Here is a 21,936-nt window from a genome sequence, read left to right as displayed (position 1 = left end):
ACCCAGAGGGCAGCCTTGCCCACGCCCTTCGCGACGCTCTGGGCAGTCATCGGCGCGCGCACCGTGGCGGCGTCGACGGCGTCGGCGGGGCCGCCGTACGGCACGTCGGGGACCGGCGGGTCGGTCGAGATGGGCGGACCGGTGGGCGGCGGCGGGTCTGCGGGCGGCGGGGCCGGCGTGCTCATGGGAGGAGTGTGCAGCACGGCGACGTCGCGGAGGTCTCGACAGGCTCGACCGTGAACGGCCTCGCACCTCAGCCACCGTGGCTGCGCTCCAGGCCTCAGCCGCCGTGCCGGTGACGAAATACGACGGTCGCTAGGGTCCACCCAACCATGGTGCGCACCGCCCTGACCGGGCTCCTCGGGCTGCTCGCGGCGGTGCTGCTGCCGCTGAGCCTGCTGTCGATCTGGGTCAACGGCGTGGTCAGCGACACCGACACCTACGTGGACACGGTGGCGCCGCTGGCCGACGACGAGGTGGTGCAGGCGGCCGCGGTCGACGAGATCGAGCGCGCGACCGTGCAGTTGATCGCGGGCAGCGGCACCGCGCCGCCCGGCGTCGGCATCCTGGTGCACGCGGTCGTGACGCGGGTGGTGGCCAGCCCGGCGTTCCGCACCGCCTGGGTGACGGCCAACCGCATCGCGCACGACCAGGTGATCGGGGTGCTCGAGGGCCGGCGCGAGGTGGCGCTCGACGACCAGGGCCGGGTCACCATCGAGCTTGGCGGTGTGTACGCCGCCGTGGCGGACGCGCTCGCCGCACAGGGGCTGCCCGGCGCGCGCCGGGTCGCGGCGCTGGATGCCTCGATCCCGGTCATGGACGCCGACGGGCTGGCCAGGGCGCGCCGCGGCTACCAGCTGCTGGACGCGTCCGGCTTCTGGCTGCCGTTCGGCTGGATGGTGGCGGTGCTGCTCACCCTCCTGCTCGCGCGCCGCCGGCTCGCCGCCTCGGCCGGCCTGGCGATCGGGTCCGTCCTTGCGCTCGGCGTGCTCGCGCTGGGGCTCTGGGTCGCCCGCGGCGTACTCACCCGGGACCTGCCGCAGCGGGGCGCGGCCCGCCAGGTGTGGGACGTGGTCACCGCGAGCCTGTGGCACCAGCTCGAGCTGGCCGCGGCACTGCTGGCGGTCGTCGCCCTGGTCGCGGCCCTGCTGGCCGCGGTGCGGGGCCGCGGCACGGCGTCCGGTGCCCCGGACAGCGGCTCGTTCTAGCCGGCCCGCGTCTGCAACGCCGGCTCGTCGACGACAGGCTCCTCGACCGGCTTCGGCGGCCGTACGACGTGGATGCGCGGTGGCGCCTCCTGAGGCGCCACCGTGCGATCCGCTGGAGCCGGCGCGGAAACCTCTCTGTGCCGCTTCCCCCCAAGCAACAAGGTCCCCACCCGGTCCTTCACGTCGAGCCCGAACCCCCACGATCCGCGCTCTGTGGTTGAAGCATGCATCGATGACCTTCGGTTGGCAAGCACCCCGACGAGTGAATCCGCAGGTCACGGCCACCGCGGCCGGATGATCTCCGCCGTTCCGGAGCGCTTCACCTACTGAGTCCGCAGGTCGGCCCGACCTCCTCCGGGGCGTCGTCGCAGACCGGCTCGGGGCGCGGCGTGAAGGTGCCGTCAAGGAGCTCGACCACAGCGTCAGCGAACCGTCAATAGCCCCTCTGACCAGCGCAAACGGGTCGTACGACGGATGCGTGACGGACCTGGTCCACGTGCTGGTCACGAGGGCTGCCTTCGCCGCCCTGCCCGACCTGGTCGGCGTGCTCGACCCAAGAGAGGGCCGAGGATGGGCGGCCTCCTGGCGCTCGTCGCGACGCTCCTGGTGGTCGCCCGGCACCTCGCGCATGTCTACACCAGTGACCGCGGCTGGCGGTGCCTCAGCAACCCGTCTCCACAGGGACGACGGTTGCTCTCCCACCGCCACCTGAACACCGCTAGGCCGCCACGCGCTCCTCCGCCGATGCCGGCTCGGCGAGCGCGGGCTCGGCGAGGCGGCGCTCCATGCGGCGTACGGACCGGGCCCGGCGCCATTCGGTGACCAGCGTCTTGAGGACGCGGAAGCCGTCGGAGATCGCGCGCAGGTTGGACTCGCCGAACATCCGCAGCTTCTCCACCGAGGGGACCTCGGTGATCGCGACCTGGGCCGCAGCGAAGCGGCAGTTGATGACGGTCTCGATCTCGAAGCCGTCGCCCCACATCATCTTGCGCCTGCCCCTGTCGGTGCCGGGCGCCGGGCTGCTGTGGTCGGGCAGGTCGAGGAGCGGGACCAGGTCGGTCCAGAAGGCGTTGTAGCCGTAGCAGAGGTCGGTGTACCTCGTGCGGAAGGCCAGGTTGAAGACCGTGTTGAGGAACCGGTTGCCGAGGCGCCGAACGGTGGTGATGTCGGCCGAACCCCCACCGGCCGAGAAGCGCGTCCCCTTGGCGAAGTCGGCGCCTGACTTCAGCGCCTCGACGAACCGGTCGATCTCGGCCGGATCGGCCGAGCCGTCTGCGTCGAACATGACCACGATGTCGCCGGTCGCCCGGGCGAACCCGCCGGCCAGCGCATTGCCCTTGCCCTTGCGACCCTGGAGCACCGTGATGATGTCGGGCAGCGCACGACGCGCTGCCATCACGGTGCCGTCCACAGAACCGCCGTCGACGAGGATGACCTCGTGCACGGGCGGCAGCTGCGGGAGCACCACCGACAGGTTCAGCGCCTCGTTGAGCGCCGGCACCACGATGCTGATCAGCGGGTCTTCGGTGTTCCGTTCAGGACTGCCGAAATAGACCGTCATGCTGTTGCGACCCCCATGTCGTAGCCGACCCCCCACGGCTCGGCGACGACTGGAACATATGCCTTCCCGGTGCCCCCGAAAATCTCCACAGCGCAGTAACAAACCGCCGTTTGCGCAGGTCAGCCACGGTTTTTGCAGGTTCCGAAGCCTGCCCAACTGTTGGCGATTCGTGTACCGGAATCGCGGCTGTCACCCCCCTTTTGGTCATATCTCGTAGTGCCCGTCACACCACCGCGCCCCCGATTCGGATGATGTCGGCCGGCCTTGAGAGGATCGGCGGCATGGTCGAGCTGAGCCCGCGAGAGCGCGCGATCCTCACCTTCGAGCGGGAGTGGTGGAAGCACGCCGAGGCCAAGGACTCCGCCGCCCGGGCCCGGCTCGGGCTCGCGCGGGAGGACTACTACCGCGCACTCAACGCGCTCATCGACCACCCCGGCGCGCTCGCCCACGACCCGCTGCTGGTTCGCCGGCTGCGCCGTCAGCGGCTGGCCCGCCAGCGGCAGCGCCAGGCCGAGCGGCTGGGCCGGCTGAGCGACCCCGCGGGCGGCTGATCCTCCGCACCCGGCCCGCCTGGGCCCCGTCGTCGTGACGACCTGAGGGGGTACGCCGTAGGTCAGACGGATGGTTGGCGTAGCCCGTTCGGGGCATCTTCGGACAGGAGGGCGTCGTCCCCTTTCCTGCCGCCGACACCTCGTCTAACGTTCGAGTCGTTGAACCGCTGGTGACCCGAGACTCCAGCGGTTCGACTCATTTTGGGCAGGTCGGCCGGGAGTGAGGAACGAGCTCCCGGCCGAAGCTGTCCAGGTTGAGCAAGCGGGCTGTCTGAGCCTGCGAAGACAGCCCAGCGCGTCGAAACCTCCGCAGCGGAGGCTCCCAGCCAGCGCGAGCGGTCGTGCTCACAGCGGCGTGAGCAGCTCCGCGGGCAGCCACTCCTCGACCACGAGCCAGCCGCCGTTCGCCTCGAAGGGCCGCAGCCGCGCGACATAGGTGACCCGGCCCTCCCACCGGCCGCGGACCTGGCGCCACTCCAGCAGCAGTCCGGGCCGCTTCACGCCCTCCGCGTCCACCGAGCCGGACACCCAGCAGTGGCGCGCCGGGCAGTCCGGGCCGACCGGCTCGTGCTGGGCTTGCTGTTGGGCCGGCTGGTCGGCACGCACCCGCTGGGCCAGGGGCACTCCGGTGCCGCGCTTGGCCCAACCGCCGCCCATGCCCCCTGCCATGCTGCATGGTGACACATCCTTCGAACAGATGTTCGATCACACCACGCTCGGAGCTACCCCCACACCTGAGGCGACGAGGCTCACGCCTCGTCGGTCGACAGCTCCTCGTCGTGGGTGCCGGGGCGTGGGGCCCAGGGCAGCTCCTTGGCCGGGCGTACGACGACCAGCCGGTCGCCGCGGGCGAGCTGGGTGACGACGGGGTCGAAGTAGCGGTAGACCTTCTCGTCGCGGACCACGGAGATCACCTGGTCGGGCAGCGACTGCGGCGGCTTGCCGACCTCGGAGACGAGCAGGTCGCGCTCGGCCACCTCGAGCCCCTCGCCGTAGGTGAGCAGGTCCTCCATGACCGTCCCGAGCGTGGGCGAGAGCGACGAGACGCCGAGCAGCCGGCCGACCGCGTCGGAGGAGGTGATGACCGAGTTGGCGCCGGACTGCTTCATCAGCGGCGCGTTCTCGTGCTCGCGGGCCGAGGAGACGATGTAGACGTCGGGGTTGAGCTGGCGCACGGTGAGGATCGCCAGCACGTTGGAGTCGTCGCGGTTGGTCGTGATGATCACCTGGTCGGCCTCCGCGACGCCGGCGCGGCGCAGCACTTCGCGGCGGGTGGCGTCGCCGGTGACCACGGCCAGCCCGTCGGAGTGCGCGTCCTGCATCGCGTTCGACCCCGGGTCGACAATCACGATCGACTCGCGGTCCTGGCCGTTGTTGACCAGCGTCTCGACGGCGCTGCGCCCCTTGGTGCCGTAGCCGATGACGACGACGTGGTGTCCCATGTGCTTCCTCCAGCGGGAGATGCGGAACAGCTCGCGCCCCTGCGAGGCGAGCACCTCGAGGGTGGTCCCGATCAGTAGGACCAGGAACGCGATGCGCGCCGGGGTGATGATGAAGGCGTTGATCAGCCGCGAGTGGTCCGCGACCGGCGCGATGTCGCCGTACCCGGTCGTGCTCAGCGTGACGGTGGTGTAGTAGATCGAGTCGCTCAGGGTGATCCCGTCGGCGGGCGCGTTGGCGTCGCGGTAGCCGTCGGCGTCGAAGTAGACCAGCAGCACCGTGCCGGCCAGGATCGCCAGCGCCAGGAGGAGCCGGCGGCTCAGCGCCCACCACGGCGAGTGGATGGGCTCCGGCAGGGAGATCCGGCCTCGGCCCTCCGGCCCGGTGGCCCAGAACTCGGGCCTGCTGTCCGACACGGCGCTCAAGTTATCGCTCCGCGGCGAAGATCTTGTCGAAGGAGGCGTTCACGGCCGCGCCGATCAGCACGGCGATGGCGACGATGTAGAGCCAGAGGAGTACGGCGATGGGTGCCGCGAGCGGGCCGTAGATCGAGCGTGAGTCGGCGGCGGTGATGGTGAGCACCCAGCGGAGCAGGTAGCTGCCCACGATCCACATCACCAGCGAGAAGACCGCGCCGGGCAGGTTGAACCGCCAGCGGCTCCGCACCGGCACGGACACGTGGTAGAGCGTGGCCAGGAAGCAGATGCAGATCACGCCGACCACTGGCCAGTAGAACCGCAGCACGAAGTCGAAGCTCGAGGGCAGCGCGTCGTCGACGAGCTTCGGGCCGGCCAGCATCAGCGGCACAGCGGCGATTCCGGTGACCAGGGCCAGCACGTAGAGCAGGAACGCCAGCGCCCGGGTCCGGATGATCCCGCGGTGGCCGCCCAGGCCGTGCATGACGGTGATCGTGTCGATGAAGACGTTGAGCGCCCGGCTACCCGACCACAGGGCCAGCACGAACCCGAGCGAGATGATGTCGAACCGGCCGCCCTCCAGGACGTCGTCCAGGGTCGGCGCGATGACCTTGTTGACCGCCCGGTCGGTCAGCAGCCGGCCCGAGAAGTCCAGGACGGCGTCGCGCATCTCGTCGACCTGGCTGGGGTCGAACTGGCTGGTGACGTAGCCGATGCCGCCCGCGAGGCCGAAGACCAGGGGCGGCACCGAGAGCACCGCGAAGAACGCAGCCTCGGCCGCCAGCCCGGTCACCCGGTAGCGCAGGCAGGAGCTGAACGTCGCGACGGTGAGCCGCCAGAGCAGGTCGAGGCTGCGGCGCCACCACGGCCGTGGCGCGGCTGTTGACTCCTCGTCCTGCGACCCGGACGCGGCGGCGCCCTGCTCGCCCCCTGTGGGCAGGGGCTCCGCCACCATGGGCTCTACCGTAGAGGCATGCCGACCCTCGACGACGCAGCCGGTGACCGGGCGTCGCGCCGTTCTCTGCGCACCGCCGCCAACCAGGTGCCGCCGCTCGTCGGGCACAACGTCGTCGCCGCCGACCTCGCGCTGAGCGAGGCCGTCGTGCGGCACGGCTCGGCCGAGGTGCTCGAGGGGCTGCTCCCGCTGGGGGCCGAGGCCGGCACCTCCGAGGCGCGCGAGCAGGGCCGGCTCGCCAACGAGCACCACCCGGAGCTCCGCGCGTACGACCGGTACGGCGACCGGATCGACGAGGTCGAGTTCCACCCTGCCTGGCACTGGCTGATGGAGCGCGCGGTCGGCCACGGCCTCGCCGCGGCGCCCTGGGAGCAGCAGGCCGACGGCGACCCCGACGCACACCTGCGCAGGGCGGCCGGCTTCATGGCCTGGGCGCACACCGAGCCGGGCCACGGCTGCCCGATCTCGATGACCTACGCCGCGATCCCCGCCCTCCGCGTCGACGAGGCGCTGGCCAAGGAGTGGACGCCGGTGCTGGCCTCCACGACGTACGACCCGGGGCTGCGCCCGGTCGCGGAGAAGCGCGGTGCGCTGTGCGGGATGGGGATGACCGAGAAGCAGGGCGGCTCGGACGTGCGCGCCAACCTCACCGAGGCGCGGCCCGCCGACGACGGCACCTACACCCTGCACGGCCACAAGTGGTTCACCTCGGCGCCGATGAACGACGTCTTCCTGGTGCTCGCGCAGGCCGCCGGCGGGCTGACCTGCTTCGTGGTGCCGCGGGTGCTGCCCGACGGCACCCGCAACCGGCTCGACGTCGTCCGGCTCAAGGACAAGCTGGGCAACCGGTCCAACGCCTCCTCCGAGCTCGAGTTCGACGGCACGGTCGCGATCCGGCTCGGCGACGAGGGGCGCGGCGTCCGCACGATCATCGAGATGGTGGCCGCAACCCGGCTCGACTGCGTCCTCGGCTCGGCCGCGCTCATGCGGCGCGCGGTCTCAGAGGCGTCGTGGCACGTCGCCCACCGGTCGGCCTTCGGGTCGCTGCTGGTCGACAAGCCCCTGATGCAGAACGTCGTCGCCGACCTGGCGGTGGAGTCCGAGGCGGCCACCGTGCTGGCGCTGCGGCTGGCGTCCGCCGTCGACGACCTGGCCCTCGACGGACAGGAGGGTGCCCACGAGGCGGCGTTGAGGCGGATCGCGCTGCCTCTGGCGAAGTTCTGGGTCTGCAAGCGGACCCCGGCGGTGACCGCCGAGGCGCTGGAGTGCCTGGGCGGCAACGGGTACGTCGAGGAGTCGCTGATGCCGCTCCTCTACCGCGAGGCCCCGCTCAACTCGGTCTGGGAGGGGTCGGGGAACGTCAACGCCCTCGACGTGCTCCGCGCGCTGGGCCGCGAGCCGGAGGCGCTCGAGGCCTGGATCACCGAGGTCGGGCTCGGGCGCGGCGGCGACGCGCGGCTGGACGCGGCGATCGACTCGACCCTGGCGATGCTGGGCGAGCTGATGGGCGACCCGTCCGCGCTGGAGGTCGGCGCCCGGCGGCTGGCCGGCCGGATGGCGGCGGTGCTGCAGGGGTCGCTGCTGGTCCGCTTCTCGCCGCCGGAGGTGGCCGACGTGTTCTGCGCCTCGCGGCTCGGCACGTCGTACGACGGGACCTTCGGCGCGCTCGCCGGTGGCGACCTGCGCGGGATCGTGGAGCGCGCGACGCCGACGGTGTGACCGGGGCGGGGGCGGTCAGCTGAGCGCGATCTCCTCCAGGGTCTGGCGGAACTGCGAGTAGCGCCTGACCCCGACCCGGTCGGCCCACCGCTGCTCGAGCCGGTCGAGCAGGTGGGCCAGCTCCTGGGTGACCTCGTCGCCTCGACGGGTACGCCGCACGATGCGGAGCCGGCGGTCCCGCGGGTCCTCCTCGGTGACCAGGTGGCCCGAGTCGACCAGCGCGGTCACGAACTGCCCGATCGCCTGCTTGGTCATCCCGACGCGGTCGGCCAGCTCGGTGATGGTGATGCCGCGGTTGTAGGGCACCATCGCGATCACCCGGAACTGCGAGGGGCGCAGGTGGTCCCTGGTCCGGCTCGCAACGATCAGGTCGCGGCACTGCTCCATGACCAGGCCGAGGTAGAGCAGGACGTGGCGCTCCTCGAACGGTGTGTCGTCGATGTCGGCGGCCCGGGAGGAAGTCATAAAGCAACTTTACTTTGCCGTCAGACGTAAAGTAGCTTTACTTTCACAAACCCTCGACGCGACGTGGACGTGAGGTGGAGGACATGGGAGCCCGCGACGCCCTCGGCGCCGCCGACGTCACCGACGCCGAGCTGGCCGCGATGGTCGCCGACCTGCTCCATGAGGACGAGGTCGAGCTGCTGGACTCTCGGGTCGAGCCCGTGGACTACGACCTCCCGGCGATCACCACCGGCGGCCGCTGGTGGGTCAGCGGCCACGCGGCCACGCCGTGCGCCCGGGCGCCGTTCCGGCTCTTCGTCAAGCAGGTGCAGTCGTGGTCGCGCTCGCCGCTGTTCGAGACGGTGCCCGAGGAGCTCCGGGAGTGGGCCGCGGCGACCGTGCCGTGGCGGACCGAGGCGGACGTCTACCGCTCCGACCTCGTCCGTCTGCTCCCCGACGGGCTGAGCGCACCGCGGGCGCTCGCCGTCCACGACCTCGACGAGCTCTCGTCGTCGATCTGGCTCGAGGAGGTCCCAATTCGGCCGGCGACGTGGGACCTCGCCAGGCACGAGCGAGCGGCGTACCTGCTCGGCCGCTTCTCCGCGAGCCCGGCCCTCGCCGGCCTCGGCGAGCTGCGGCACCTCGAGTGGAGCCTGAGCACCTACGCCACCGGGCGGCTGGCGACCCAGGTGGTGCCGATCCTGATGAGCGAGGAGGTGTGGCAGCACCCGCTGTGCGCCGACTTCGCCGGGCTCCGGGACCGGCTCCGCGCCTCCGCCGCAGACTCCCTGACCCTGGCGGAGGAGGCCGACACGCTCCCCGTCCTGCTCGGCCACGGGGACGCGTGCCCCAACAACCTGCTCGCGGGCGAGCGCCCCGACGACCTGGTGATGATCGACTTCGGGTTCCTCGGTGGCGCGCCGGTCGGGTTCGACCTCACCCAGCTGCTGGTGGGCGACGTGCAGATCGGCAGGCGGGGCGCGGAGGGGCTGGCCGAGCTCGACGAGGCGATCGTGACGGCGTACGTCGCGGGGCTGCGCGACGAGGGCTGCGAGATCCCGGAGGCGCAGGTCCGGCGCAGCCACGCGCTGTGCATGCTGATCATGACGGGCCTGTCGACACTGCCGTTCGACCTGTTCGAAGGGCCGGTCGACGAGAAAACCAGGCGCACCGCGGCCGCCCGCGCGGCGCTGGCGGAGTACGCCCTCGACCTCGTCGACCAGACGGCCGGGCTGCGGGGCTGACTCAGGGGCGGACGAACGCCCGGCCCAGGTGCGACGGCGCCAGGTCGACGTCGCGCTCCAGCCAGCGCTGCCGCGACCGGCGTGCCAGCTCGGGGTCGGCCTCGTAGGCGTAGGCCAGCTCCGGGTGCTGGAGCTGGACCGCGTGCACCAGCAGGTCGCCGGCGAGCAGCAGGCTGTCCTCGACCAGGACCGACTGGTGCCCGGGCGTGTGCCCGGGCGTCGCGACCAGGCGGAGTCCGGGGGCGAGGGCGACGTCGCCCTCCACCACCTCGAGCCGGTCCTGCGCGCGCAACGGCGCGACCAGCGGGTCGTCGTCCGGGCGGGCAACGGTCCAGGCGGCGACGTCGGCCCGCGGCACGACCACCCGGGCCTCGACGAACGGCGAGCCGCCCGGCACCGCCCACCCGAGGTGGTCGCTGTGCAGGTGGGTCAGCACGATCGCGGTCACGTCCGCCGGCCGGATGCCGGCCGCGGCCAGCTCGTCCGGGAGCCGGCCGGGCACCGGAGCCCAGTCCGACGCCGGTGCGCCGACGGGGCCGACGCCGGCGTCGACGAGGGTGACCGGGCCGTCCCCGCGGCGTACGGCGAAGCTCCGGAAGCGGAGCCACCACTCCCCCGCGGCGGTGCGCGCGGCCGGGTCGAACGCGTCCGCGTCGGCCCACTGCGCGGCCGTCGCGTCGGGGAAGGCCTCCTCACGCGAGGTCATGAACGGCCCGGCCGCGTCCTCCAGGGCGATCACCTCGAAGCCGCCGACGGTGCGGCGTTCCGGCCCGGTGTGGTCGGGCATCGCTCAGCCTGCATCCAGGGCGAGCCGGAAGAACCGGCTGAAGGGGCTCTCCGGGTAGTCACCGAACGGCCCGCACGGCTCGAAGCCGAACCTCCGGTAGAGCGCGTGCGCGGGGTCGAACGCCGGCCCCGAGCCGGTCTCGAGCAGCAGCTCGAGGTAGCCGCGCTCGCGGGCGGCGCCCACCACCTCGGCGAGGATCCTGGCGGCGACGCCGCGGCGGAGGTGGGCGGGTGCCGTGCGCATCGACTTCACCTCGCCGCGGGTCGGGCCGAGCTCCTTGAGGGCTCCGCAGCCGGCCAGCTCGATCCCGGCCCAGGCGGTCCAGAACGTGACGTCGGCCGCCGCCACTCCCGCCGCGTCCAGCGCATAAACCGCGCAGCGCGGGCTGTACTCGTGCATGGCGGCCAGATGGTCGGCGAGCAGGGCCGCGACCTCGGCCCGGGCCGGGTCGTCGACGACGACCCGGACATCAGCGGAGGTCACCCGAGGTTGAGCCCGGGGTAGAGCGGATGCTTGTCGAGCAGCTCGGCGGAGGCGTCCTTGACCTTGTCGGCCACGCCCTCGGCCAGCACGTAGGACGCCTTGGACGGCTTGCCGTCCTTGGTGGTGCCCGGCTGGGTGTTCTGCAGGACGTGGACGATCAGCTCGGCCACCGAGTCGAACTCGTCGTGGCCGAAGCCGCGGGTCGTGAGCGCCGGGGTACCGAGCCGGATGCCGGAGGTGTACCAGGCGCCGTTGGGGTCGGCGGGGATCGAGTTGCGGTTGGTGACCACGCCCGCGTCGAGCAGCGCGGACTCGGCCTGCCGCCCGGTGAGGCCGAACGTCGACACGTCGAGCAGCACGAGGTGGTTGTCGGTGCCGCCGGTGACCAGGCGCGCGCCCCGCGAGAGGAACCCCTCGGCGAGCGACTTGGCGTTGTCGGCGATCTTCTGGGCGTAGCCGCGGAAGGAGTCCTGCCGGGCCTCGGCCAGCGCGACCGCCTTGGCCGCCATGATGTGCGAGAGCGGGCCGCCCAGGACCATCGGGCAGCCGCGGTCGACCGACGGCGCGTACTCCTCGGTCGCGAGCACCAGCCCGCCGCGCGGTCCGCGCAGCGACTTGTGGGTCGTGGTCGTGGTGAGGTGCGCGTGCGGGACCGGGTCCTCGTCGCCGGTGAACACCTTCCCGGCGACCAGGCCGGCGAAGTGCGCCATGTCGACCATCAGCGTGGCGCCGACCTCGTCGGCGATCTCGCGCATGGTGGCGAAGTTGATCCGGCGCGGGTACGCCGAGTAGCCCGCCACGATCACCAGCGGCTTGAACTCCCGAGCCTTGGCGGCCACGACGTCGTAGTCGAGCAGCCCGGTCTCCGGGTCGGTGCCGTACTGCTGCTGGTGGAACATCTTGCCGCTGATGTTGGGCCGGAACCCGTGGGTCAGGTGGCCGCCGGCGTCGAGGCTCATGCCCAGCAGCCGCTGGTTGCCGAGCTCGTGGCGCAGCGCCTCCCAGTCGTCGTCGGTGAGATCGTAGACGTTCTTGGCGCCGTACTTCTCCAGCCACGGGCCCTCGACCCGGTGAGCGAGGATCGACCAGTAGGCCACGAGGTTGGCGTCGATTCCGGAGTGCGGCTGGGCATAGGCGTACGGCGCCCCGAACAGCTCGCGCGCGTGCTCGGCGGCTACGGACTCGACGGTGTCGACGTTCTGGCAGCCGGCGTAGAAGCGGTGGCCGATCGTGCCCTCGGCGTACTTGTCGCTGAGCCAGGTGCCCATGGTCAGCAGCACCGCGGGCGAGGCGTAGTTCTCGCTGGCGATCAGCTTCAGCGAGCCGCGCTGGTCGACGAGCTCCTGCCTGGTCGCATCGGCGATCCGCGGCTCGACCGAGGCGATCACCTCGAGGGCCTGGCGGTAGGCGGAGCTGGTCAGTTCGTCGAGGTGCTGGTCGGCCATGGGCACACCCTAGAAGGAGAAGGCGGGAGTTGGCGCCACCCCGATGGCGACGGCCGATCCGCTCGCTCGGTGCGGGCGGGACGGCGCGATCACGTGGCGCGGGTCACGCACCCAGGCTCGCCCGCCGCCGCATGTCTCGAATACTGGTCAATCGTCTCACATCACGAGATTCAGATTTGTGGGACGGCCGTCCACGGTCTGAGACTGGTTGACATGATCTCCGCTGCCACTCACGCGCACCTCGTGGTACGTCGCCACGTGGACTTCATGCGCACGCGCAGCTCGATCTGTCGCTGAACCGCCGCCGTCCTCAGCACATTCCCCAGCTCGCGCCCGTCGTCGCGCGCGGCACCTCAGCGAAGGACCTCCCTCCATGTCCGACCTTGCCCCTACGAATTGGCGCCGGAGCGCCAAGAAGGCCGAACGCACCGAGATCCCCCGCCCCAAGCGCGGGGAGGGCCAGTGGGCACTCGGTTACACCGAGCCACTGAACAAGAACGAGCAGTCGAAGAAGGACGACGACCCGCTCAACGTCCGTGAGCGGATCCTGCACGTCTACTCCAAGCGCGGCTTCCACTCGATCGACCCGGCCGACCTGCGGGGACGGTTCCGATGGATGGGGCTCTACACCCAGCGCGCGCCGGGCTTCGACGGCGGCAAGACCGCGATGCTCGAGGAGGAGGAGCTCGACGACGAGTACTTCATGATGCGGGTCCGCTCCGACGGGCGGCTGCTGCCGGCGGCGACGGTCCGGGCGCTCGGCGAGATCGGTCAGCAGTACGCGCGCGACACCGCCGACGTCACCGACCGGGAGAACGTCCAGTTCCATTGGATCCGGATCGAGGACGTGCCGGCGATCTGGGCCACGCTGGACGCCGCCGGCCTCGACAGCACCGAGGCGTGCGGTGACTCGCCGCGGCCCTTCCTCGGCTCGCCGGTGGCCGGCGTGGCCAAGGACGAGATCATCGACGGCTCCGGGGCGCTCGCCGAGATCAAGCGGCGCGCGATCGGCAACCCGGCGTACTCCAACCTCCCGCGCAAGTACAAGACCGCGCTGACCGGGCACCCGAGCCACGACGTCTCTCCGGAGACCAACGACATCGCCTTCGTCGGCACCGTGCACCCCGAGCGCGGCCCCGGCTTCGACGTCTGGGTCGGCGGCGGGCTCTCGACCAACCCGATGCTGGCCCAGAAGCTCGGCGTCTGGGTCCCCACCGACGACGTCCCCGACGTCTGGGAGGGCGTCACCTCGATCTTCCGCGACTACGGCTACCGGCGGCTGCGCTCGCGTGCCCGGCTGAAGTTCCTGGTGGCCGACTGGGGCGTCGAGAAGTTCCGCGAGGTGCTGGAGAAGGAGTACCTCGGCCGCGAGCTGGTCTCCTGCGACTCGCCGCCCTCCCCCACCGGCCACCGCGACCACGTGGGTGTGCACGAGCAGAAGGACGGCAACTTCTACATCGGCATCGCGCCCATCGCCGGGCGGATCTCCGGCACCAAGCTCATCGAGCTGGGCGACCTGATGGAGCAGTACGCCGTAGCCGGGGCCCGGCTCTCGCCGTACCAGAAGATCGTGCTGATCGGCGTCAGCCCCGAGCGCGTCGAACCGCTGGCCGCGGCGCTCGACGCCATCGGCCTGCCGGCCCGTCCCTCGTACTGGCGGCAGAACACCATGGCGTGCACCGGCATCGAGTTCTGCAAGCTGGCCATCGTCGAGACCAAGGCCCGTGCCCGTGACCTGGTGGAGGAGCTGGAGCGGCGCTTCCCCGAGCTCGACACGCCCATCACGGTCAACATCAACGGCTGCCCCAACGCCTGCGCCCGCACCCAGGTCGCCGACATCGGCCTCAAGGGCCAGCTGGTGATGCACGAGGGCCGGCAGGTGGGCGGCTTCCAGGTCCACCTCGGCGGCGCCACCGGGCTGCAGGCCAACTTCGGCCGCAAGCTGCGCGCGCACAAGGTGACCAGCGAGGGGCTCGACGACTACGTCACGGTGGTGGTCTCCAACTACCTGGCCGACCGGACCGAGGGCGAGTCGTTCGCCGCCTGGGTGGCCCGCGCCGACGAGGAGCTGCTGCGCGGCGAGAAGTCTCTGGAGGCGACTCCCGTATGAGCGAGCGCGCCTTCCCCCAGCACTGCCCCTACTGCGGCGAGCAGGACCTGTGGCCCCACGACGAGTCCCACGGTTCGTGGGAGTGCCGCGGCTGCATGCGGGCGTTCTCGCTGAAGATGCTCGGCCTGGTGCGGCCCGTCGCGGCTGGCACTGAGGTGCGAGCGGAACCAACCTCGACGGGTAGTGGTCAGTCATGACCGCCGCAACGACTCGTAGCGCCCGCGCCTCGCGCGGCATCGAGACCGAGGGCCGCTCGCCCGAGGAGCTGCGCGAGCTGGTGTCCCACTGGGGCGCCGAGCTCGAGCTGGCTCCCGCTGAGACCATCATCGAGTGGGCCGCCGCGACCTTCGGCGACCGGTTCTGCGTGACCTCGTCGATGGGCGACGCCGTGCTCGCGCACCTCGCCTCGACCGTGGTCCCGGGCATCGACGTCGTCTTCCTCGACACCGGCTACCACTTCGTCGAGACGATCGGCACCCGCGACGCGGTGGCCGCGACCCTCGACGTCAACCTGCTGACCATCACGCCGGTGCAGTCGGTGGCCGAGCAGGACGCGGCGTACGGCAAGGACCTCTACAAGACCGACCCCGACCTCTGCTGCGCGCTGCGTAAGGTCAAGCCGCTGACCGAGTCGCTCGCGGACTACGACGCGTGGGCCACCGGGCTCCGCCGGGCCGAGACGCACAACCGCGTCATCGCTCCGGTGATCGGCTGGGACGCCAAGAAGGGCAAGGTCAAGGTCTCCCCGCTCGCGCGATGGAGCGACGAGCAGGTGGAGCGCTACATCGCCGACAACGGGGTGCTGGTCAACCCACTGGTCTACGACGGCTACCCGTCGATCGGCTGCGCTCCGTGCACCCGTCGTGTCGCTCCGGGCGAGGACGCCCGCAGCGGCCGGTGGGCCGGCACCAACAAGACCGAGTGCGGCATCCACTCATGAACCAGTCACTCATGAGCGGGTGGACGGCTGCTCGGCAGCACCAAGAAGAAGAGAGAAGGGAGGCCTGAGATGGCCGCTCCTGCCCTGGTGGCCCTGGCGCACGGAAGCCGGGACCGCCGATCCGCCGCGACGGTGAAGGCACTGGTCAGAGAGGTCCGCGCGATGCGGCCGGACCTCAAGATCGAGGCCGCCTTCCTCGAGCTCTCCAAGCCGGACTTCCAGACGGTCGTGGACCGGCTGGTCAAGGCCGGGCATGACGAGATCGTCGTCGTACCCCTCCTTCTCACCGAGGCCTACCACGCCAAGGTCGACGTCCCCTCCGCCGTGGCCGAGGCGACCGCGCGGCACCCGCAGGTGCGGATCCAGGCCTCGTCGATCCTGGGTCTCGAGCCGTCGTTCCTCGAGGTGCTCGACGAGCGCCTCCGCGAGGCCCTCCGGCTGGCCCGGTGCCGCGAGCTGGACGCGCTGGTGCTGGCCGCGGCCGGCTCCAGCGACCCGCTGGCCAACCAGGCCGTGGCCCGGCTGGGCCGGCTGTGGGGCTCCCACCACCGGCTGCCGGTCACCGCGGCGTACGCCTCGAGCGCGCCGCCGGCCACGGGTGAGGCAGTGCGGGCCTTCCGTGCCGAGGGCCGCCGTCACATCGCGGTCGCGTCGCTGTTCTTGGCCCCGGGCTTCCTCCCCGACCGGGCCGCCGAGCTCGCCCTCGAGGCCGGCGCGGTCGCCGTCTCCGAGCCCCTGGGCGCCCACCCCACCCTCGCTCGCGCGGTCCTCGCCCGGTACGCCGTCGGCGCCGTCGAGCTCGTCCCCGTCTAGGCGTTGATTCCGGACTTCCGCCGGTTGAGTCGGGACTTCCGCCGGTTGGTTCCGGACTTCCGCCGAACTCGAGTGGCGGATCTGCCGACTCGACCGGCGGAAGTCCGGAATCAACCCACCAGCTGTTCGAGGAGGCGTTGGAGCTCTCGGGCGGGGTCGGAGGTGACGCCGCCGTGGACGGGGCCGGGCTGGAGGACGGTGCTACGGGGGGCCTTGAGGAAGCCGAACCGCTGGGAGAGCGGCTGGGCGGCGGGGGCGCCGCCGGTCGGGTGGCCGGTGCAGACGGCTTCGACGAAGGCGAGGGCCTCGCAGACCTGGTCGGTGTCGATCATCGGGTCGAGGACCTGCAGCCGCTCGGGGTCGATCCGCCAGGCCACGTCGAGGAAGTCCGCCTGCTGGCAGTGCAGCACCACGCCCACGTTGAGGAACTCCTCGCGGTCCACGCGGGGGACGCAACGCAGGACGACGTACTCGTAGGCGAGCTTCGGCTCCGACGGCACGCTCATGTGATCAGGCCGCCGCTCGTGGGAGCCACTGGGTGGCGCCGAGGCGGGCGGAGAGGAAGTCGACGTACGCCGCGCGCAGCGCGTCCGCGGTCTCGGCGCCGGGGACCGGTTCGAGCCACTCGTCGGGCACCCTGGCGAGCACCTCGGTGAACACCGATCTCCCCAGGAAGCCGCGGAGCACGGCGTCGACCCCGGGAAGCTCGGCGGCGTGCTCGCGGAAGACGTGGTCGTCGGCGCTCCAGGCCTGGCGGGCGAACCGCTCCGGGTCACCGACCCCACCGGCCCAGCCGTGATGGAAGTACAGCGACGCGCCGTGGTCGATCACCCACAGGTTGCCGTGCCAGAGCAGGAGGTTGGGGTTGCGCCAGCTGCGGTCGACGTTGGCCACGAAAGCATCCAGCCACAGGACCCGGGCCGGGTCGGTGCTCCTCTCCCCCTGCTGCCCGGGCGGCACGTGCCCGTCGAAGCCGAACGACCCGGGCAGGAAGTCGGCGCCCAGGTTGAGCCCGGCGCTCGCGTTCAGAAGGTCCTGGACCTCCTCGTCGGCCTCGTAGCGGGCGATATCCGGGTCGAGGTCGAGCGCCACCAGCCGCGGCGTACGCAGTCCGATCCGCTCGGCCAGGCCGGCCACGATCACCTCGGCGACAAGCACCCGGACACCTTGGCCGGCACCCCGGAACTTGCACACGTAGGTGCCCAGGTCGTCGGCCTCCACGATGCCGGGCAGGCTGCCGCCCTCCCGCAGCGGGGTGACGTAGCGGGTGACGGCGACGGTCGGGATCGTGGCACTCACTCGACCGGCGCCTCGTCGGCCAGCCGCCGCTTCTGCTCCTCGACGTCGAAGTCGGCCGCCGGCCACTGCGGGTCCAGCTCGCTCAGCGCCTCGTGCAGGAGCCTGCCGATGGCCAGGTTGCGGTACCACTTCCTGTCACTGGGGATGACGTGCCACGGGGCGACTTCACTGTTGGTGCGCTCCAGCGCGATCTCGTAGGCCTCGCGGTAGGCCGGCCAGAGCGCACGCTCGTCGATGTCACCCGGGTTGAACTTCCAGTGCTTGGTCGGGTCGTCCAACCGGGCCAGGAGCCGCTCCTTCTGGGTCTCCGCCGAGATGTGCAGCATGCACTTGACGACGCGGGTGCCGCCGTCGACGAGCCTCTTCTCGAAGTCGTTGATCGCGGCGTACCGCCGCTCGATCTCCTCCGGCGGCGCCAGCTGCCGGACCCGCACGATCAGCACGTCCTCGTAGTGGCTGCGGTCGAAGACGCCGATGTAGCCGGGGCCGGGCAGCGCGTTCTCGATCCGCCACAGGAAGTCGTGGGCCAGCTCCTCCTTCGTCGGGGCCTTGAAGGAGTGGATGCGCACGCCCTGCGGGTCGACCAGGCCGACGGTGTGCCGGAGGGTGCCGCCCTTGCCCGAGGTGTCCATGCCCTGGAGCACCAGGAGCAGGTTGCGGGTCGAGCCGGACGTGCCCTCGGCGAACAGCCGCTCCTGGAGGTCGGACAGCTCGGGCCCCAGCTCCTCCAGGGCCTTCGTGCCGTCCTTCTTGCCCCCGGAGAAGCCGGGGGTGGCGTCGGTCGGGATGGCGGCCAGGTCGACCGGGCCGGTCGGGAGTCGCAGGTCCACGGACTCAACCTACGATGCTCAGCCGATCACCCGGGCCACGTCGAGGCTGCAGCCGACCATCGTCGTCGTCGACCCGTCGGGCTGCGGCTCGTCGAACCAGAGCCCCTGGGTGAACCCGGCCTTGGCCAGGACCCGCAGCGATGCGGCGTTGCGGTGGTCCGGCGCCGCGAAGTAGGTCACGGCATCGGGGAACCTGGTGCGTGCACGCCGCATCCACGCCCAGAGCATCCGCTGCCCCAGCCCCTGGCCGCGCCACTGGTCCGAACCGATCGCGTAGTCGACCCCGATCGAGTCCGGGTCGGGGCCGAGCACGGCGTAGTCGGGGTAGTCACCGATCCGGTAGTCCTGGACGAACCCGACCGAGCGGCCGTTCACCTCCACCACCCACATCCGGGTCGGGCTGAGCCCGTCGATCCGGTCGGCGTACTTCGCGACGATCGAGTCCCGGTCGGTCAGCTCGCCGGGCGTCCACCAGCGCATCAGTGCCTCGTTGGTCCGCCAGGCGACGAGGTCGTCGAGGTCGGCCCGAGTCATCGCCCGAATGGCGACCCGGATGTCGTGGTCGACGACGAACCGCTTCACCTCGCCGGACAGGTCGAACGGCTCGGGCTCGGTGTGCATGCTGGCGCAGGTACGCCGGGCGGCGGCCGCCCACGACTCACCCTCGCGAACCACCCCGGTCAGCTCGCGGCCGCGGTCGAGCACGACCACGTGGACCGGGGCGTCGGCAGACATGGGGTCATTGTGGTCGCCCACGGGCCGCCGGCGTCAGACCAGCAGCGGGATCTGTTCCCCGGCGTCGACCGCGAAGGGAAGGGTGTTTGCCGGCGGCGGCACAGGGCAGGTGGCGAAGTCGGTGTAGGCGCACGGCAGGTTGTAGGCGCGGTTGAAGTCGAGCTCCACAGTCCCATCCGGCGCGGGTGGGGCGGTCACCAGCTGGCGGAGCGCGGCGTACGTCGTCACGCCGGAGGTGGCGTCGCGGAACAGGAGCCACAGGCTGCCGTCGTCGGCATCCCAGGCGACGAGCCGGTGCGCGGACCCGCCGTGCTCGAACGCGACCTCCCCGATCGCGTCGCCGTCGGGCTCGGCGTACGGCTCGTAGCGGGCCCGCAGGACCCAGTCGAGGTCGGGTGGGTAGCAGGGTGTCTCGCGGTAGGCCGTGAGGTTCGGGGAGTCGGGGTGGCGCGGCCGCAGGATGACCTGGTCGTCGCGGGCGGCCACCTGGGCCACCGCGTCGCCGAAGGCGAGCCGGAGCCCGAGGTCGTCGAACGGGCCGATCCGGTGCGTCCCGGTGCCGAGGACCCTCCCGTCGAGGGAGAGCGACTCCCCCGCGGCGAGCGAGACGCTGGCCTCGTGGTCGCGGCCCGTCCAGCTGCCCGGGACGTCGTCGAACCGCTGGCTCTCGTCGGTGAGCCAGTGGATAGCCGTGATGGCCAGCCAGCCGTGCGGCGCCCGCAGCCCCCGCTCCCGCTCCTCGCGCCAGGCCTGCCACTCCCCCACGAGCTCATCCACCTGAGCATCGTTCCACCCCGTCCGGTCGTGGGAGCATCGAGGCCGTGACGTCGTGGCGGGACGTGGAGCAGTCGGCGCCGGAGCTCGCTGAGCGGGTGCGTGGGCTCTTCGACGCGCACCGGCACAAGACGATCGCCACGCTCCGGGCCGACGGCTCGCCGCGCATCTGCGGCATCGAGTGCGCCTTCGAGAACGGCGAGCTGGTCTTCGGGTCGATGCCGGGCGCCCGGAAGGGCGCCGACCTGCGCCGGGACGGCCGGTTCGCGCTGCACAGCGCCACCGTGGACCCGGTCGACGGCCAGGAGGCGGACTGGCCAGGGGAGGCGAAGATCGCCGGCCGCGCGTACGCCGTGGGCGAGCCCGGCCCGGACGGCGACCGGTTCCGCGCAGACATCACCGAGGTCGTGCACACCCACCTGAACGCCGAGGCCACGCTCCTGGTCGTCGAGTGGTGGACGCCCGAGCACGGACTGCGGAAGGTCGAGCGGGCGTGAGGCTGCGTTTCCCGGAGGTCGGTGCCGGCGGGCGGCTCTACGAGAGCGTGTACGCCGTGCTGGTCCACCCCGACCAGCCGCGCGCGCTCTGGCTCCGGACCACGGTCCAGAAGCGGCCGGGACAGGCGGCCATGGGCGCACTGTGGGTCACGTGGTTCGACGAGGCGGGTGTGAAGGCGGGCAAGCTGACCGGGCTGTCGGCCGTCCCGGTCGACGAGGGGCTGGAGTGCGGCCCGGCTCGCCAGGGTCCGGACGGCACCCGCGGCTCCATCGACCTGGACTCCCTGGCGGCCACCTGGGACATCTCCTTCACGCCGCGGGCCCAGCCGTTGGAACACCTCGCACCGGCGGTGCTCTACCGGGCGCCGCTGCCCCGGACCAAGGCGACCTCCCCGGTCCCCGACCTCGGCGCGAGCGGCGACCTGGCCGTGGACGGCACCGCCGTCGACCTGGCCGGCTGGACCGGCATGCTCGGCCACAACTGGGGCACCGAGCATGCCGCTCGATGGATCTGGCTACGCGCCGGCGGCCTGGGCGAGGACGGGAGCGGGTGGCTCGACGCTGTCCTGGCGAGGGTGCGGGTCGGCCCGGCGCTGACGCCGTGGACGGGGTTCGGCGCCCTGACCCTCGATGGAGAACGGCACCGCCTGGGCGGGCTGCTCAGCCGCGGCACCCGCGTGGAGCTGCTCGCCGAGGGCGCCCGGGTCATGCTCACCGGCCGCGGCATCCGCGTCGGCTGTCATGCGACAGTGGCGCTCACCAGCACCGTGGGTTGGGAGTACGCCGACCCGGGCGGCCATCGCCACGAGGTGGTGAACTGCTCGGTCGCGACGACGAGAGCCGACGTCGAGCAGGCCGGCCGGCGGGTCGAGCTGCAGCCCGACCGGCGCGGGGTCCTGGAGGTCGGCGGCGACACTCGGGCGTTCGACGTACCGCTGCAGCCGTTTGCCGACTGACTCCCCTCGGCCTCAGATCGAGTGCGGCTCCTCCGGCTCGTCGCGGCCGCCGGCCGCGAGCTCGTCGCGGACCACCGAGAACGCGAGCTGGGACGAGTAGCCCTTGCGGGCCAGCATCCCGACCAGGCGACGGGTGGCCGTCTGGTCGTCGACCCGCGTCAGGGTCCGGAGCTTGCGGCGGACCAGCTCGCGCGCCGCGGCCTCCTCCGCCGTCGGGTCGAGCTCGTCGAGGACCGCGCGGGTGGTCTCGTCGGCGACGCCCTTGCGGCGCAGCTCCTGGGCCAGTGCGCGCCGGGCCAGCCCCTTGCCGCCACCGCCCGCCGACTGCCGCTGGCTGACCCAGGTGCGGGCGAAGGCGGTGTCGTCGATCAGCCCGACCTCCTCGAACCGGTCGAGCAGCCGCTCGGCGATCTCGTCCGGGACCCGCCGGGAGGCCAGCTTGGTGCGGAGCTCCTGGCGGCTGCGGGCCCGGCCGGTCAGCTGGTCGAGCAGGATCGTGCGGGCCACCGACTCGGGGTCGGCGTCCGGCCCCTCGGCTTCGGTGTCGGGAGGCGGAGGGTCCGGGCGCGACGTACGCCGGGTCCAGGCGTCGACGCCGTCAGCGACATCGCCCAGCCAGGCAGGTGGGGGCTGGTCCTCAGTCACGTTGCCTCCCCTCTTGCGAGTCGAGCCGACCGCAGCGCGAACCCAGGTGCGATCGCTGCGGAGGTCTCGACAGGCTCGACCAGC

24 protein-coding genes are annotated in these 21,936 nt (G+C 72.0%); 9 read left to right on the top strand and 15 right to left on the bottom strand.

Features of this window, described 5'->3' with window-relative positions; all coding sequences use genetic code 11:
- The coding region (locus VFV89_RS21735) for a hypothetical protein (RefSeq protein ID WP_329708077.1) at nt 1-185 on the bottom strand (185 nt) is incomplete at its 3' end.
- Nucleotides 186-332: 147 nt separating this feature from the next.
- Between VFV89_RS21735 and VFV89_RS21730 the strand changes: the two genes are divergently transcribed.
- Nucleotides 333-1,208, top strand: a complete 876-nt coding sequence (locus VFV89_RS21730) for a hypothetical protein (protein WP_329708076.1) — start codon at nt 333-335, stop codon at nt 1,206-1,208.
- Between the two features lie 718 nt (nt 1,209-1,926).
- Here the strand turns inward: VFV89_RS21730 and VFV89_RS21725 are convergent.
- On the bottom strand, nt 1,927-2,769 hold the full coding sequence (locus tag VFV89_RS21725; protein WP_329708075.1) for a glycosyltransferase family 2 protein: 843 nt from the start codon (nt 2,767-2,769) through the stop codon (nt 1,927-1,929).
- A 281-nt stretch (nt 2,770-3,050) separates the two neighbouring features.
- Between VFV89_RS21725 and VFV89_RS21720 the strand changes: the two genes are divergently transcribed.
- On the top strand, nt 3,051-3,320 hold the full coding sequence (locus tag VFV89_RS21720; protein WP_329708074.1) for a DUF3263 domain-containing protein: 270 nt from the start codon (nt 3,051-3,053) through the stop codon (nt 3,318-3,320).
- A 345-nt stretch (nt 3,321-3,665) separates the two neighbouring features.
- Here VFV89_RS21720 and VFV89_RS21715 read toward each other — a convergent pair whose 3' ends face one another.
- The 3 genes from VFV89_RS21715 to VFV89_RS21705 all read right to left on the bottom strand — a co-directional run bounded on the left by VFV89_RS21715 (nt 3,666) and on the right by VFV89_RS21705 (nt 6,131).
- The gene (locus VFV89_RS21715) at nt 3,666-3,989 is read right to left on the bottom strand and encodes a hypothetical protein (RefSeq protein ID WP_329708073.1); all 324 of its coding nucleotides are present in this window, start codon (nt 3,987-3,989) and stop codon (nt 3,666-3,668) included.
- Between the two features lie 80 nt (nt 3,990-4,069).
- Nucleotides 4,070-5,176, bottom strand: coding sequence for a potassium channel family protein (locus VFV89_RS21710; RefSeq protein WP_329708072.1), 1,107 nt, complete (start codon nt 5,174-5,176; stop codon nt 4,070-4,072).
- 10 nt (nt 5,177-5,186) lie between these two features.
- Nucleotides 5,187-6,131 carry a YihY/virulence factor BrkB family protein gene (locus tag VFV89_RS21705; protein WP_329708071.1) on the bottom strand — a complete coding sequence of 315 codons (945 nt, stop codon included), beginning with the start codon at nt 6,129-6,131 and terminating at the stop codon, nt 5,187-5,189.
- Between the two features lie 18 nt (nt 6,132-6,149).
- Here VFV89_RS21705 and VFV89_RS21700 point away from each other — a divergent pair, with 18 nt between their 5' ends.
- Nucleotides 6,150-7,850 (top strand): acyl-CoA dehydrogenase family protein, encoded by a 1,701-nt coding sequence (locus VFV89_RS21700; RefSeq protein ID WP_329708070.1) that lies wholly within the window; start codon nt 6,150-6,152, stop codon nt 7,848-7,850.
- 15 nt (nt 7,851-7,865) lie between these two features.
- Here the strand turns inward: VFV89_RS21700 and VFV89_RS21695 are convergent, their stop codons facing one another.
- Complete coding sequence (locus tag VFV89_RS21695) at nt 7,866-8,315, bottom strand: helix-turn-helix domain-containing protein (protein ID WP_329708069.1); 450 nt, start codon at nt 8,313-8,315, stop codon at nt 7,866-7,868.
- Between the two features lie 83 nt (nt 8,316-8,398).
- Here VFV89_RS21695 and VFV89_RS21690 point away from each other — a divergent pair, with 83 nt between their 5' ends.
- Nucleotides 8,399-9,538, top strand: a complete 1,140-nt coding sequence (locus VFV89_RS21690) for a phosphotransferase (RefSeq protein ID WP_329708068.1) — start codon at nt 8,399-8,401, stop codon at nt 9,536-9,538.
- A 1-nt stretch (nt 9,539) separates the two neighbouring features.
- Here VFV89_RS21690 and VFV89_RS21685 read toward each other — a convergent pair whose 3' ends face one another.
- The 3 genes from VFV89_RS21685 to VFV89_RS21675 are packed head-to-tail and all read right to left on the bottom strand — an operon-like array spanning nt 9,540 to nt 12,253.
- On the bottom strand, nt 9,540-10,325 hold the full coding sequence (locus VFV89_RS21685) for an MBL fold metallo-hydrolase (protein WP_329708067.1): 786 nt from the start codon (nt 10,323-10,325) through the stop codon (nt 9,540-9,542).
- Between the two features lie 3 nt (nt 10,326-10,328).
- Nucleotides 10,329-10,808 (bottom strand): GNAT family N-acetyltransferase, encoded by a 480-nt coding sequence (locus VFV89_RS21680; RefSeq protein WP_329708066.1) that lies wholly within the window; start codon nt 10,806-10,808, stop codon nt 10,329-10,331.
- On the bottom strand, nt 10,805-12,253 hold the full coding sequence (locus VFV89_RS21675; RefSeq protein WP_329708065.1) for a glycine hydroxymethyltransferase: 1,449 nt from the start codon (nt 12,251-12,253) through the stop codon (nt 10,805-10,807). Before VFV89_RS21675 ends, VFV89_RS21680 begins: the two co-directional genes overlap by 4 nt.
- A 373-nt stretch (nt 12,254-12,626) precedes the next feature.
- On the opposite strand from VFV89_RS21675, the gene VFV89_RS21670 reads away from it, so the two are divergent.
- The 3 genes from VFV89_RS21670 to VFV89_RS21660 all read left to right on the top strand — a co-directional run bounded on the left by VFV89_RS21670 (nt 12,627) and on the right by VFV89_RS21660 (nt 16,116).
- Nucleotides 12,627-14,363, top strand: coding sequence for a nitrite/sulfite reductase (locus VFV89_RS21670; protein WP_329708064.1), 1,737 nt, complete (start codon nt 12,627-12,629; stop codon nt 14,361-14,363).
- A gap of 193 nt (nt 14,364-14,556) precedes the next feature.
- Nucleotides 14,557-15,303, top strand: coding sequence for a phosphoadenylyl-sulfate reductase (locus VFV89_RS21665; protein ID WP_329708063.1), 747 nt, complete (start codon nt 14,557-14,559; stop codon nt 15,301-15,303).
- 69 nt (nt 15,304-15,372) lie between these two features.
- Nucleotides 15,373-16,116: a sirohydrochlorin chelatase gene (locus tag VFV89_RS21660; protein ID WP_329708062.1), complete on the top strand. Its 744-nt coding sequence runs from the start codon at nt 15,373-15,375 to the stop codon at nt 16,114-16,116.
- A gap of 110 nt (nt 16,117-16,226) precedes the next feature.
- Here VFV89_RS21660 and VFV89_RS21655 read toward each other — a convergent pair whose 3' ends face one another.
- The 5 genes from VFV89_RS21655 to VFV89_RS21635 are packed head-to-tail and all read right to left on the bottom strand — an operon-like array spanning nt 16,227 to nt 19,757.
- Nucleotides 16,227-16,622: a DUF3037 domain-containing protein gene (locus VFV89_RS21655; RefSeq protein ID WP_329708061.1), complete on the bottom strand. Its 396-nt coding sequence runs from the start codon at nt 16,620-16,622 to the stop codon at nt 16,227-16,229.
- A gap of 4 nt (nt 16,623-16,626) precedes the next feature.
- On the bottom strand, nt 16,627-17,415 hold the full coding sequence (locus VFV89_RS21650; protein ID WP_329708060.1) for a HipA family kinase: 789 nt from the start codon (nt 17,413-17,415) through the stop codon (nt 16,627-16,629).
- Nucleotides 17,412-18,245, bottom strand: coding sequence for a polyphosphate kinase 2 family protein (locus tag VFV89_RS21645; protein ID WP_329708059.1), 834 nt, complete (start codon nt 18,243-18,245; stop codon nt 17,412-17,414). Before VFV89_RS21645 ends, VFV89_RS21650 begins: the two co-directional genes overlap by 4 nt.
- A gap of 18 nt (nt 18,246-18,263) precedes the next feature.
- Entirely contained in the window at nt 18,264-18,980 is a 717-nt protein-coding gene (locus VFV89_RS21640; protein ID WP_329708058.1) for a GNAT family N-acetyltransferase, read from the bottom strand.
- A gap of 33 nt (nt 18,981-19,013) precedes the next feature.
- Nucleotides 19,014-19,757: a DUF1684 domain-containing protein gene (locus tag VFV89_RS21635; RefSeq protein WP_329708057.1), complete on the bottom strand. Its 744-nt coding sequence runs from the start codon at nt 19,755-19,757 to the stop codon at nt 19,014-19,016.
- Between the two features lie 44 nt (nt 19,758-19,801).
- Between VFV89_RS21635 and VFV89_RS21630 the strand changes: the two genes are divergently transcribed.
- Nucleotides 19,802-20,251, top strand: coding sequence for a pyridoxamine 5'-phosphate oxidase family protein (locus VFV89_RS21630; protein WP_329708056.1), 450 nt, complete (start codon nt 19,802-19,804; stop codon nt 20,249-20,251).
- Nucleotides 20,248-21,207, top strand: a complete 960-nt coding sequence (locus VFV89_RS21625; RefSeq protein ID WP_329708055.1) for a hypothetical protein — start codon at nt 20,248-20,250, stop codon at nt 21,205-21,207. Before VFV89_RS21630 ends, VFV89_RS21625 begins: the two co-directional genes overlap by 4 nt.
- A gap of 12 nt (nt 21,208-21,219) precedes the next feature.
- Here the strand turns inward: VFV89_RS21625 and VFV89_RS21620 are convergent, their stop codons facing one another.
- Nucleotides 21,220-21,852 carry a regulatory protein RecX gene (locus VFV89_RS21620; RefSeq protein WP_329708054.1) on the bottom strand — a complete coding sequence of 211 codons (633 nt, stop codon included), beginning with the start codon at nt 21,850-21,852 and terminating at the stop codon, nt 21,220-21,222.
- Nucleotides 21,853-21,936: the final 84 nt, after the last annotated feature.

It is taken from the genome of Nocardioides sp. (assembly GCF_036274455.1).
Classification (GTDB): Bacteria; Actinomycetota; Actinomycetes; order Propionibacteriales; family Nocardioidaceae; genus Nocardioides.
This window is presented reverse-complemented; position numbering and strand designations above follow the sequence as displayed.